General features: G+C 58.7%; 6 protein-coding genes. 2 read left to right on the forward strand and 4 right to left on the reverse strand.

The window, feature by feature from the left end; translation table 11 throughout:
- The first annotated feature begins 68 nt into the window (after positions 1-68).
- A complete protein-coding gene (locus tag CIK92_RS08745) occupies positions 69-3,347 on the forward strand; it encodes a glycosyl hydrolase (protein WP_094388832.1) in 3,279 nt (1,092 codons plus the stop codon).
- Here CIK92_RS08745 and CIK92_RS13440 read toward each other — a convergent pair.
- Entirely contained in the window at positions 3,251-3,574 is a 324-nt protein-coding gene (locus tag CIK92_RS13440; protein ID WP_144007675.1) for a hypothetical protein, read from the reverse strand. The genes CIK92_RS08745 and CIK92_RS13440 overlap by 97 nt on opposite strands.
- Before the next feature lie 7 nt (positions 3,575-3,581).
- Here CIK92_RS13440 and CIK92_RS08750 point away from each other — a divergent pair, with 7 nt between their 5' ends.
- Entirely contained in the window at positions 3,582-6,839 is a 3,258-nt protein-coding gene (locus CIK92_RS08750) for a glycosyl hydrolase (protein WP_094388833.1), read from the forward strand.
- 326 nt (positions 6,840-7,165) lie between these two features.
- On the opposite strand, the gene xylA is transcribed toward CIK92_RS08750, so the two are convergent.
- The 3 genes from xylA to CIK92_RS08765 form a co-directional block, all read right to left on the reverse strand.
- Complete coding sequence (xylA, locus tag CIK92_RS08755; RefSeq protein WP_094388834.1) at positions 7,166-8,488, reverse strand: xylose isomerase; 1,323 nt, start codon at positions 8,486-8,488, stop codon at positions 7,166-7,168.
- A 32-nt stretch (positions 8,489-8,520) separates the two neighbouring features.
- Positions 8,521-10,014 (reverse strand): xylulokinase, encoded by a 1,494-nt coding sequence (locus CIK92_RS08760; protein WP_094388835.1) that lies wholly within the window; start codon positions 10,012-10,014, stop codon positions 8,521-8,523.
- Positions 10,015-10,499: 485 nt separating this feature from the next.
- The gene (locus CIK92_RS08765) at positions 10,500-14,006 is read right to left on the reverse strand and encodes a discoidin domain-containing protein (protein WP_094388856.1); all 3,507 of its coding nucleotides are present in this window, start codon (positions 14,004-14,006) and stop codon (positions 10,500-10,502) included.
- Positions 14,007-14,300: the final 294 nt, after the last annotated feature.

The following is a 14,300-nucleotide window of genomic DNA, read 5'->3' on the forward strand; positions in this document are numbered from 1 at the left end:
GGTAATATTGCATATCTTTTTATTCCTGAAAGCAATAGACATATACCATACAAACCCTAATAATTGGAATGATACGCTCTGCAATGACTCTGCTGGCACTGTGTGGCTCACTGCTCGCACAGGGGCAGACAAGTTCGATGAAATCGGGCTTTTTGAACCCTCCACATGAGGCTCGCCCTCAGGTGTGGTGGCACTGGCTGAACGGCAACATCACCCCCGACGGCATCCGCAAGGACCTCGAGTGGATGCACCGTGTGGGTATCAGCGGTGTGCACCTCTTCGACGCCGGACTGAACACACCACAGATAGTGCCGCAACGCGTGAAATACATGACACCCGAGTGGAACGACTGTCTGAGGCTGGCCGTAGGGCTGGCAGACTCGCTCGGCATGGACATCGTGCTGCCCTCGGCACCCGGCTGGAGCAACACCGGAGGTCCATGGGTAACGCCCGACGACGCCATGAAACGCATAGAGTGGCGCGACACCGTTATCAACGGCGGCACCCTCACGAGCATGGCGCTGCCCGCACCCTACACCCACAGCGGAGAATACCAGAATTATCGCAACAAGGGCAAGGGCGTAAAGCAGACACCATATTATAAAGACCTGTATGTCATCGCGGTGCCGGTGGCAGACGATGCCGTGGGGATGGCAAGCATGGTAAAGCGCATCACCACGTCGGAAGGCAGCATCAACGGCAGCCACCTCTACGACGGCGACTTCACCCACACCTTCGCAATAGGGCCGCGGAAGAAGCAGGCTTGGATACAAGTGGTACTGGACAGCCCCCGCACCATCAGGTCGATGACCATAGCCGACTCGCATCTGCTGGGCGCATGGGAGCAATACCCCAACAACCCCACCAAATACCTCGAAGCCAGCGACGACGGCCGTGAGTGGCGGCGCGTATGCAACGTGCCCAACGGCGCCACGCCCCGCCTCACCCTCTCTCTGCCACCTACCGAGGCACGATATTTCCGTCTGGTCTACCAGCCCAATGCCCGACCAGCGACAATCAGCGAGTTTACGCTCAGCACAGAGAGTCGCGTCAACCACAGCGAGGAAAAGGCTGGCTTTGGCGGTCCGCTGCGTCTCATCGACTACCCCACCCACACCGGCAGCCATGCCACGGGGCTGGACAGCGTCATCGACCTCACCCGATATATGGACGCTCAGGGGCGGCTCAGCTGGCAGGCTCCCGAGGGACGATGGCGAATATACCGCTTCGGCTACTCACTGACGGGCAAGACCAACCATCCGGCGTCGCCCGAAGCGACCGGACTGGAGGTAGACAAACTCGACTCGACCGCCGTGCGCCGCTACATGGAGGCATACATAGACACCTACCGCCGCGTGGTGGGCGACAGCATGATAGGGCGCGTGGTCAACGGTCTGCTCATAGACAGTTATGAAGCGGGATATGCCACCTGGACCCGCCACATGCGTGAGGAGTTCAGGAGCAGGCGTGGATATGACCTGCTGCCCTACCTTCCGGCACTGGCAGGCGAGGTAATCGGGTCGGCAGAGGCGTCAGACAGATTTCTCGATGACTGGCGCCTGACGCTGGGCGAGCTCATCACCGACAATCTCTATGGTCAGGTCGGGCGCATAGCCCATGAACAGGGTCTCACCACTTACTTTGAAGCCATGGAAAACAGTCGCCCGTTTGTCGGCGACGGACTGGCACCCAAGTGTAAGGCCGATATACCGATGGCGGCGATGTGGGCACGCACGCAGACACTTGATTTCACCCAGAAAATGTTCCTCGAAATGCAGGCAGACCTCATGGAGTCGGCTTCGGCAGCCCATGTATTCGGGCGCAAGCAGGTGGCGGCAGAGTCGTTTACGGCTTACGGCCCGTCACAGGGCGACAGTCTGGTCTACGGGCTCTATCCGGCTATGCTCAAGCGCATCGCCGACCTCGAATTTGCCTGTGGCGTCAACCGCATCGTCATCCACGAGAGCGCCCACCAGCCCATCGACAGCATGGTGCCGGGTCTGAGTCTCGACATCTATGGCATGTGGTTCAATCGGCTGAGCACCTGGGCTGAGCAGGCTCGTGGCTGGACCGGCTATATGGCTCGCAGCAGTTATATGCTGCAACAGGGCAAAAATGTGGCTGATGTCGCCTACTTCTATGGCGATGAAGCCAACGCTACGGCGCTCTTCGACAAGCAGAAACCAGCCATTCCATCGAGCTGCAACATGGATTTCATCAACAGCGACATACTCTGTCACCACCTCGATACAGACGGCGGCCAGCTCGTGACTCCGGGCGGCAGCCGCTACCGCATGCTGGTGCTTGGAGGTACCTCGGACCGACTCTCTCTGGCGTCGCTGCAAGCCGTGAAGAGGCTGGCAGACCAGGGGGCGACCATCGTGGGGCGGCGTCCGGCACGGGCTATGGGGCTGAAGGCAGACTCGGCTGAGTTTGACCGCATCGCCGACGACCTCTGGAGTGGCAAGCGTGACAACATCGTCGACACCGGCTCGACCCGCCATGCCATCGACTCGCTGCTCGATGTGCCCGACTTCCGCTGCACGCACATGGACAGCATCCGCTACGTACACCGCACCACTGGGGATGCTGAGATTTACTGGGTCAACAACCGTTCGAAGAGCGATATGCACGATTGGTTTGAGTTCAGGACCACTGGGCGCAAGCCACAGATATGGAACGCCGTGACAGGCGAAATCAGCGATGTGACCTACATGACTGGCAGCCGCTCGACCTACGTGGAAATGGATTTGAAGTCGGCAGATGCGCTGTTTGTCGTCTTCAGCGGCGAGGCCGACAAACGTCTGCGTCACCGCGCAACGGAGTCTCTGCCGCTCCGAAGTGACACGATAGCCAGTCCATGGCGCGTGGTATTCGGACGGAAGATGGGCACGCCCGACGCCATCGTGATGGACTCGCTCAAGTCGTATATCGACACCACGCTCGCCATAGCCAACCCGACCGAGGCTCGGGCAATAAAATACTTCTCGGGCACCGCCGCCTATCACAACCGTTTCTTCCTCGGCGCTGTCGACAGTGCCCAGACTTACCGGATAGACTTGGGCACGGTCAACTATATGGCTGAGGTTTGGGTCAACGGCAAATACTGCGGATTAACGTGGTTTTCGCCCCATTCCATCGACATCTCGGCGGCGGTGAAGTCGGGCGAAAACACGCTGGAGATACTCGTAACCAACCCATGGAAGAACCGCATCTGCGGCGACAAACTCGCCAAGGCTGGGGAGACAACCTACACGTGGACCTCGTATCCCTGGAGCAAGAAAACCAAGAACATACTGATGCCCGCAGGACTCTTGGGGCCCGTCACCATCACCTTATATAAATAAAGAGCAAGCGCGGCGGGAGCGACGACAATCTCCACGGGAGCGACGGCAATCTCCAAGAGCGCAATGGTCATCACCACGAGTGCAAAGGTCATCTCCACGAGCGCGAAGGTCATCTCCACGAGCGCAAAGGTCATCTCCACGGGCGCGACGGTCATCTCCACGAGTGCGGCGACGCCCCCGACGCAAGACAGGGTAATCAATCGGAAAACAAGAACAAACAACAACATAACCACTATGAACTGGAAAAGAAACATCATGCTTACGGCGCTGGCCTCGATAACGATAGGCGCAGCGGCACAAACCGATGTACTGAAGGAGGGATTTATAAATCCGCCACAGAGCGCCCGCCCGCGCGTGTGGTGGCACTGGATGAACGGCAACATATCACGCGACGGCATCCGCAAGGACCTCGAATGGATGAATCGGGCAGGACTCGGCGGCATCCATATCTTCGACGCCGGAAAGAAGACACCACAAGTGGTGCCGCAACGCATAATCTACATGACACCCGAATGGAAAGAGTGCTATGCGTATGCTGTGGCGTTGGCAGACTCGCTCGGCATGGAAGCCACGATGACCGCCACGCCGGGGTGGAGTAACACGGGAGGACCGTGGGTGAAGCCCTGCGACGCCATGAAGAAACTGGTGTGGAGGGAGGTCACCGTCAAGGGAGGCAAGACCATCAACATGACGCTGCCCGAACCCTACAGCGTGAGCGGAGCCTTCCAGAACATCAGGGCGAGGGGCACCGCGTCAAGCAAGACCTACTACAAGGACATCGCCGTGGTGGCGGTGAGGACCGACGGCGAGCTCACTCTCGGAGAGATGGGCGCGAAGGCGACGGCGAGCAACGGCGCGATAGACCTGACCATGCTCACCGACGGCGACATGGCAAAGACGCAAAAGTTGACTGCCGACAGCACCGGCAAGCAGGCTTGGATAAGGATAGAACTCGACAAGGCATACACCATCAGGGCATTGGCGCTCGCCGACGGGCGTCAGCACAGCCAGTGGCGCAACAAGCGGCCCGTGCCGACCAAATGGTTGGAAGCAAGCAATGATGGTCTGCACTTCACCAAGGTATGCGACCTGGTGCTGGGAGGTGCTCCGCTGACCACCGTGGACATCACGCCGACCACGGCACGCTACTTCAGAGTGGTATGGAAAACCGACCGCCGTCCACTGGCCATCAGCGAGCTCAACCTGTTTACCTCCTTCCGCGTGAACCATGCCGAGGAGAAAGCCGCGTTCGGCACGCCGGTCGACTTGCCACTCTACCCCACGCCAGAGACCGACAAGGCCACGGCGCTGACAGATGTGGTAGACCTCACCCATCTCACCGACAGCACCGGAAGGCTCACGTGGAAAGCGCCGATGGGCCGCTGGCGCATACTGCGCTTCGGCTACTCGCTCACGGGCAAGATGAACCATCCCGCGTCGCCCGAGGCGACCGGACTCGAGGTCGACAAGATGTCGGCAGAGGCTGTACAGCGATATATAAGCACCTATCTCGCCACGTATGTTGACGCCTCGCGCGGCATGATGGGCAAACGCGGACTCCAGAACCTGCTCATCGACAGTTATGAGGCAGGAATAGCCAACTGGACGCCACGGATGGCAGAAGAGTTCAAAGCCCGACGCGGCTACGAACTGCTGCCGTGGATGCCGGCATTGGCGGGAACCATCGTAGAGAGCAGCGAAAAGACCGACCGGTTCCTCTTCGACTGGCGCCGAACCATCGGAGAACTCATCGAGCAGAACCTTTACCGCCAGGTAGCCGACACCATGAAGGCGCGGGATATGGGTACCTACTTCGAGAGCCACGAGTCGTGCCGCGTCTATGAAGCCGACGGCATGGCTGTCAAGCAATACTGCACTATCCCTATGGGTGCGATGTGGGCGAGTGAACCCGTGATGCACATGAATGACCGCGGCGAGACCGGAAAGCAGGGTGACATACGCGAATCGGCGTCTGTGGCTCACATCTATGGTCAGAATCTGGTCGCCGCCGAATCCCTTACATCCAACGGCATGGACGGCAACGGACTGGCTTATTCCCTCACGCCCAACCTGCTCAAGCCTGTCGCCGACCTCGAATTCGCCAGTGGCGTCAACCGTATCGTCATCCACGACAGTGCCCATCAGCCGATAGATACCAAGATTCCGGGACAGGGACTGGAGGTCTACGGACAGTGGTTCCACCGTCACGAGACGTGGGCAGAGCAAGCCCGCCCGTGGGTAGACTATCTCTCGCGCACCAGTTATATGCTCCAGCAGGGCAGATATGTCGCCGACGTGGCCTACTACTATGGCGACGACAACAATGTTACCGGTCTCTTCTACGCCAACCAGCCCCAGGTTCCGCCGACGGCGTCTTACGACTATGTCAACACACCCGCGCTGACGGAGCAGTTGACCTGCAGCGACGGCAAGATAACCACGCCATCGGGGATGACCTACCAGGTGCTCGCCCTCGACGCCAACACCCAGCGTATGACCGTTCCTGCGCTGCGCCACATCGCCGCGATGGTCGACAAGGGCATGAAACTCTGCGGCGCAAGACCCCAGGCAGTGCTCAGCCTCAACGATGACAAGGCAGAGTTTGACCGCCTGGTAGCCGAGATATGGGATGCCAACCGCCCCAATGTCAAGGAGAACGCCAGCATCGCCGACGCCCTTGCCGCATGGGGCATCGCGCCCGATTTCTACTGTGACCACATGGACAGCCTGCGCTTCGTACACCGACAGACGCCACAGGCAGAGATATACTGGGTCAACAACCGCAGCTACCAGACACGTTCGCTCGACGCGAGGTTCAGGGTGACGGGCATGAAGCCTTACTTATGGCATCCCGAGACGGGCGAGGTGAGCGCAGTAGACTACACCCCCGCTGCCGATTATACCCAGGTAAGCCTGCAGATGAACCCCGGCGAAGCCTACTTCATCGTCTTCCGCACCGAGAGCGACCCCACGGCGGCAGAGGCTGTCAAAGTCGACGCCCAGACCGTCGCCGCCACGCTCGAGGGCCCCTGGACCGTGACCTTCCAGCCCGACAGAGGCGCACCGGCACAGACCACGATGGCGCAGTTGCGCTCGCTCAGCGAGAGCGACGACGCGGGCATCCGTTACTTCGCCGGCACCGCCACATACCGCAACTCTGTGAAGCTCACCAAAGCCCAGATACGCGGCAAGCGGCTCTGGATAAACCTCGGGCAGATGAGCGCACTGGCAGAGGTCATCGTCAACGGCAAGAACATGGGCATCCTCTGGCGCGCACCGTTCTCTACCGAGATTACCGATGCCCTGCGTCGTGGCAACAATGACATCGAGATACGCGTCACCACCCTCTGGCGCAATCGCATCATCGGCGACCAGCAGCCCGATTGTCCCAAGCGTTACACCTATACCTCCTATCCTTTCTACAAGAAAGATTCCAAGTTGCAGCCTTCAGGTCTGATAGGCCCAGTGACACTGACAGAAATGCCAAGATAACAACAAAAATCACCGATTTCATCGATAAAACAGCGGTGGGGCAGACTCCAGACACACATCTGGTTTCTGCCCCACCGCTTGTTTGTTTGCCACCGCCAGCAGCCATCCCAGCGCACGCCAAGCTCATCCCAGCGATGCCACATACCATCCCCTCGCTCACCAAGTTCCTCCCAACGATGCCCCATGTCATCACCCTGCGCGCCAAGGTCACCCCCACGCTTCCAAATGCATCTAAAAGAAAAGCCGCCAGCTAAACTCACGTTCTGCTGACGGCACATTTATGAAAAAAGTGTAATTGTGTAGCCTTAATATTGCCTATATCATAGTTATTTACAGTTGAGTGCTACGATGGTTTCATAGAGTTCCTGCTTACCCGAGATTTGGGCAGGCTCACCGTGCTCCTTGGCGTAAGCCACGAGGTCCTCAAGCGAGAGTTTGCCATCCTCGAAGTCCTTGCCCTTGCCACTGTCAAACGAAGCGTAACGCTCCTTGACCATGCGGGGCAGCTCGCTGTTTTCGAGGATTTCGGCTGCGTTCTCGAGCGCACGAGCCATAGCGTCCATACCACTGATGTGGGCGATGAAGATATCCTCGGGGTCGGTAGAGTTACGGCGCAGCTTGGCGTCGAAGTTAGAGCCACCGTTGCCGAGACCACCGTTGCGGATAATCTGCATCATGGCCTGAGTGAGTTCGAAGTTGTCGATGGGGAACTGATCGGTGTCCCATCCGTTCTGGGCGTCGCCACGGTTGGCATCGATGCTGCCCAGCATGCCGTTGTCGACGGCAACAGCCAGTTCATGCTCAAAGGTATGGCCGGCGAGTGTGGCGTGGTTGACCTCGATGTTTACCTTGAAGTCGTCCTGCAGGTTGTGAGCGCGCAGGAAGCCTACTACCGTCTCTACATCGACATCATACTGGTGCTTGGTAGGCTCCATGGGCTTGGGTTCGATGAGGAAGGTGCCGGTGAACCCCTTGGCGCGGGCATAGTCGCGTGCAGCGGTAAGCATCTGAGCCAGATGTTCCTTCTCACGCTTCATATCGGTGTTGAGCAGGCTCATATAACCCTCGCGTCCACCCCAGAACACGTAATTCTGACCACCCAGTTTGATGGTGGCGTCGATGGCGTTCTTGATTTGCACGGCAGCGCGAGCCACTACATCGAAGTTGGGATTGGTGGCAGCACCGTTCATATAGCGCTTGTCGCTGAATACGTTGGCAGTACCCCAGAGCAGACGGATGTCGTCGGCGGCAGCCATCTTTTCGAGCGCATAGTCGGTGATGGCCTTCATGTTGGCCTCGTATTCGTCGATATCGTCGGCGGGGTCGATGAGGTCCACATCGTGGAAGCAGAAATAGTGGATGCCCAGCTTCTCCATGATTTCAAAGCCTGCGTCCATCTTGTCCTTGGCGCGCTGCAGAGCGCTGTCGGCCTTGTCCCACTCGTAGGAGCGTGTCTGTCCGCCAAACTGGTCACCGCTTGCGCCGCCCAGAGTGTGCCACCACGCCATTGCGAACTTCAACCAGTCCTTCATTTTCTTACCTGCAACTACTTTGTTTTGGTCGTAGTAGTGAAAAGCCATAGGGTTCTTGCTGGCAGTGCCCTCAAAGGGGATTTTGCCAATCTGTGGAAAATACTCTTTTGCCATAATTAGTACATATAAGTTTTATTATATTTAGATTGTCATGTCATTGGTAGCAATATACCTTTCCATTCGGCATAAGCCTGTGCATACTGCGCACGTTTCTGTTCATTGGGCTCAATCACGGCAAGCCTGCGCAAGGTAGCAAACGCCTCTTCGTGACTGCTGTAGATGCCGCAGCCCATGCCGGCACCCTTTGCGGCGCCCACGCTGCCGTCGGTCTCATAGAGTTCGATGGTCGCTCCCGAGGTGGTGGCGAGCGCCTCGCGGAATACCGGGCTCAGGAACATATTCGCCTTTCCCGCGTGTATCTTGCGGATGTCCATGCCCATCTCTGCCATCACCTCCATGCCGTAGCAGAAGCTGAATACGATGCCTTCCTGGGCAGCGCGCACCAGATGAGCCTGTGTATGGTGGTTGAAATCGATGCCGTGGATGGAGCATCCCACCTCCCGGTTCTCCAGCACCCGCTCGGCACCATTGCCGAAGGGGATGATGCGCAGTCCGTCGGCACCTGGTGCCACACCTTCAGCCATCGCGTTCATGTCGGCATAAGAGATGCCCTGGGGAGCCACGTTGCGGCGCATCCACGCATTGAGGATGCCGGTGCCGTTGATACACAGGAGCACGCCCAGACGCGTGAGGTCCTCAGTATAATTAACATGCGCGAAGGTATTTACCCTACTCTTTTTATCATAATTAACATCGCCTAACACTCCATACACTACACCCGACGTACCAGCCGTTGAGGCTATCTCGCCGGGATTGAAGACATTCAGACTGAGCGCGTTGTTGGGCTGGTCGCCAGCGCGGTAGCTGATAGGCGTACCTTCGCTGAGTCCCAGCTCGTCAGCCACCTCACGGCTCACGCGGCTCTGCACATCGAAGGTAGGCACGATGTCGGCGAGGATGTCTCTGTCGAAACCATAGTAATCGAGGAGGAAGCCGGCGACAGCGTGGGCCTGAAAATCCCAGAACATACCCTCGGAGAGACCCGATACGGTGGTGTTGATGACGCCGCTGAGCTTCATGGCGAGGTAGTCGCCGGGCAGCATCACCTTGTATATACGCTCATAGACCTCGGGCTCGTTGTCCTTGACCCACGCCAGTTTGGCGGCGGTGAAGTTGCCGGGCGAGTTGAGCAGATGCGACAGACAGCGGTCGCTGCCCAGGTCGGCAAAAGCCCTCTCTCCATAGGGTACAGCACGCGAATCGCACCAAATAATGGCGTCGCGCACGGGCCGTTGTGCCTTGTCGACACACACCAGACCATGCATCTGATAAGAGATGCCAATCGCCCGGATGTCGTCGCCCTTGGCGCCACTCTCGGCCATGATGCGGGCAAGCGCCAGTTTGGCATTGGCCCACCACATTTCAGGGTCTTGCTCAGCCCAACCGTTTCTGATTGATTTAATCGGTGCTTCGTGCTCGGGGTAGAAAGCCGTAGCCACACACTCTCCGGAGTTGACATCTACCAGAGAAGCCTTGACCGAGCTGCTGCCCACGTCAAAGCCCAACAACAAATGTTTGTTCATACTCAATACGTATGTTTAGGTTTTATTTTTTATTTCTTACGTTGCAAAGATATAAAATATCTGAGAATTGACGCAAGAGATTGCCTTTTTTATTACTCTCGCGCGCAATATTTTTAAGGAACCCCCTTCTGCGCTGGCTCCTACGAGGTTAGGCAGCCCCTCTCGACCATCCCGAAGCCACCAACCGTCAAGCCGAGACCACCTTTGCCGGCTCGTAACTATTGACACGAGCCCACGTATCATAAGTCACGAGCTCACGTTTCTTATGTCACGAGCCCTCGTGCCTACCGATACGAGCCGCCCATGACCATCGCGGCGGCGCCCTACTCGACCGCCGGCATAAAGAAAGCCATTGCACCGACCCTGGCGATGATGGTCGGGGTTGGTGCAATGGCTTGCTTGTGGCGTGCGGTGGCTTAACGGCAGCGCGCGGTGGCTTGGATGCAGCCAGCCTTGTCGCCAGCTGTTGCGGCTTGGGCTGCGGGCTATTCTGCCTTGCCGTTGAAGGCACTTACCTCGATGTGGGGCTGGCTGTCGCGGCGGTCTTCGTCGGCAAACTCCACCGTGACATCGCGGCTCTCGCCCGGCATCAGCGCGAAGTAGTTGTCGCTATAGACCACGGGCAGTATCTGCTCGCCGTCGTCGCCCTTGAGGCAGAGGCGTATCATGAGTGTGGGCGTGTCGGAGGTGTTGGTCACCGTCAGTTGTCCATGCCAGGTTTCGCCCTGTCGGCTGAAATTCTCGCGGAGCGTAAGGCGTGTCACGGGCAGATGCTTCAGCGCGCTGTAACACTCGGGGGTGGCTGCCTGTACGTAGAAGTTGTCTGAGCGCAGATACCCCCTCTCGTAGAGTCTCAGCCGGAGATAGCCCACCGAGAGGCTGTCGGGCATGCGCACAGCCGCCACATCGGTGGTGGCGTCGGCATAGGCGTCTACCCATAGCGAGTCGGTGCGTATCACCCTGCCCCGCATGTCTATCGTCTCTATCAGCGCCTCCATGTCGCAGTGGGTGACGGGGGTGATGTTGACCACCTGCACCTTGCGGGTATGGGCGTTGTACATGATGTGGAGCGGCTCACACGCCTTGCGGGCTCCGAAGTAGGCAGCCGTAGGCTCGAGATAGTAGTCGTAGGTCTGCCATACCATCGACGGCCATGCCGGATGCGACATCCAGATGAGCAGTCCCTGTCTATCTTGCTGCGCCGACTCGTACATGGCGCGATAGCCGTCGTAGTTGATCCACTGTGCCCACTCGGCAAACTGGCGTGCGTCGGCGGCGGGTCCGAAACGGCGCTGCATCATATCCAGGAATGTCGAGCCCCGCTGCGCGCCCTTCTGGGTGAAGTCGTGCTGCGCCCATCCCTCACCGATAGGCCAGAGGTCGGCTGGGCTGAGCATGCGTCGCAGGCTCTCGATGGTGGGAATATTGGGCATACCGCGCTCGGAGTGCAGTCGGTGACTCTGGCTGGTAAAGTATTCTTCGGCTTCGACCGCCCGGTAGGGGCCATGACCCGACACACCGTCGTCGGCAGAACTGGAGATGTAGCCCAAGCCCGGATGGAGCAGGTCTACCTGGCGGCGCAGGGCGCTGTCGAGCTCGGCAGGCGGATAGCCTTCGTTGCGGCCCACGTAGATGGCTATCGAGGCGTGGCGGCGGATGCGGCGGATATAGTCTTCGGCATTGGCCATGAAGAGACGGTTGTCATAAGGGTCGGGGCCGTCCCAGGGGTTGGCGAGCCAGAAGTCTTGCCAGAGCAGCAGACCATGGCGGTCGCAGGCTTCATAGAGTTCGCGGTCGCCGGTCTGTCCTACCCAGTTGCGTATCATATTGAAGTTCATCTCCTTGTGATACCTCACCGCGCGGTCGTACTCTCTGCCTCGGTAGCAGAGGTTGGTCTCGGAGAAACCCCAGTTGCCGCCCAGCGGAACCACACGGCGGTGGTTGACAAAGAACTGCAGACGGGTGCCCATCTCCTTGTAGGTCATCTGTCGTATGCCAACCTGGTAGTGGAGCGAGTCTATCTGCTCACTACCCTCAAGAAGGGCAAAACCGGCACGGTAGAGGTGGGGCTTGCCATAGCCCACGGGCCACCAGAGGTGCATGGGCTGGCGCTGCAGTTGGGCAAACTCGTCGGGCGAGAAAGTCACCTCGCGGCTCTCGCGGGGCTGGAGCGTCACCTGTCGGGCAAAGTCTATCGCCCCTATCCATCCGCGCAGCGTAGCCACCACGGCGGTGTCGCGGTGGTTGGTGACCCACACCTTGGGGGTCATCGTGGCGAGCGAGTCGGCGGGGTCTATGCGACTGTCTACCAGCGGGTCTGCCAGGCTCACGCCACCATTGGCACTCAGGTAGACGTCGTTCCAGATGCCGGTCTCGCGGCCGGGCGTAGAGGTCATCCAGTCCCATCCTATCGAAGCATGGAAGGTGGGGTTGTCGGCTCCCAGCACGCCGCCGTTCATGTCGGTGCTCTCGGTGGTCTTCTGCTTGACTGCGCCAAAGTGGGCGGGGCGTTCCACCCTCACCTCGAGGCGGTTGCCCGTGGGCAGGAGACAGCCGGTCACATCGAAGCGTCCACGCATGAAGGCTCCCTCTATGCGCCCGAGGTCATGGCCGTTGAGGCGGACAGAGGCTTTCCAGTTGATACCATCGAAGTTGAGGAACACATGGCGCCCCTCGTACTCGGCCGGGGCGTCGAAGATGGTGGTATAGGTAAAGTCGGAATGGAAAAACGACTCTGAAACCATGCGCAGGTTGTCGGCGTGGTTGGTATTGGGCACCGCACCTATATTAATATAACTCTGCAGGGCTGTGGCGGGCACCGTGGCAAGGACAGAGTCAGCCGCCCCGTCGCGGAAGAGCCTCCAATCGCCTCCGTTGAGGTAGTATCGGCCGTGGACCATACCCTGCCGCTCGGCGGGTATGGCAGAGAGACCTCCGCGCCCCATCACCTGGAGTTCGCTCAGCGCATAGTGGCCCGACGGGTCGGGCTGGCGCATCATGAGTTTGACATAGCGGGCGGTGAAATGATGGCGAAGAGTCTGCACGCCACCCTTGACCTTGATGCGGCCCAGGTCGCCTATCTGCTGCCACTGGTCGCCGTCTTTGGAGACGAGTATCTCGCCACGGCGGGCGGGGTGTATCCAGTGCATCACCACGCGGTCGGCTATCACCGGCGTGCCCAGGTCGACCATGAGCCACTCGTCGGCACCTCCGGCACTCATCCACGCACTGGTATAACAGGATGAGGGCAGCGCCAGCTGCTCACGGCCGTGGCGCATGGGTCGTGCCTCGTAGAACCGCCAGTAGGTGCAGCCCGTCATGTGGAGTCTTATGCGCAGATGGGAGTAGCGTCCGGGCTTGGAGAAGGGTATCTGCTTCTTGACCAGTCGCATGGGCAGCCGCACGGGGTCTTCCTGCTTGTTGGGGTCGTTGCTTCCGGTGTGTCGGGTGGGCTCGCCGGGCATGCCGTCACCCCGCTCTCCGCCCACGAGGGTCCATGTCTTGCCGTCGTTGGAGGCAAGGAAGTCTATGGCGTAGCCTCCGGTGCCCCGGCCGGGCTGATAGACGGGTTCGGCGAGGATGTCGAAGGCATCGATGTCTACATCCATCGCCGTCCAGTCAAACTGCACGAAGGTATCTTCGCCCTTGACCATCAGACGGGTATGCACGTTGCCGTCGAGCAGTTTCTCGGCATCGCGGCGCGCCACCACGCCGTCGGGCATAGACACCTGCAGACGGCAAGGCTCGCCCCTGTATACGGTACCGTCGGTGACGAGCTGTCCGGTGAGGTTGGCATCGAGTGATGAAGAATGATAGACCATGCGGTGGAGAGCCGTATTGCGGTAGTCGAAGTTACGGCGGAGCGTGGGGGCGAAACTCTCAGACTGGCGGCCTGGGTAGACACCTATGCCACGCGTGGTCTGGCGCTGTGCATGGGTGGGTATGGCGTTGACAAACATCATAGCAACGAGTGTAATCAGTAATTTTTTCATCTCTATCAGGTTTGTGGTCTGCGTCGGGTGGCTCGCAGACATGATGGTAATGACTAACTATAGTGTACAAAATTACTATTTTCTGCCTATCCATGGAAAGAAAAGCGCAACTTTGTGCTGCAGAATGGCATTTTTACAAGATATCCTGGCAGAGACGCCTGCCCTCACTGCGGAGGAAAGTAGGGAAAAAACGAAGAAAAGCCCGACCCGGCTCAACTTTTGCGCAAAAAAGATGACAAAAATGACCTTATGCACAAAGATTTATCATTAATTATGTGTACATGTCAAGGATTT

The sequence above is a fragment of the Prevotella sp. P4-67 genome, from assembly GCF_002251325.1.
Lineage (GTDB): Bacteria > Bacteroidota > Bacteroidia > Bacteroidales > Bacteroidaceae > Prevotella.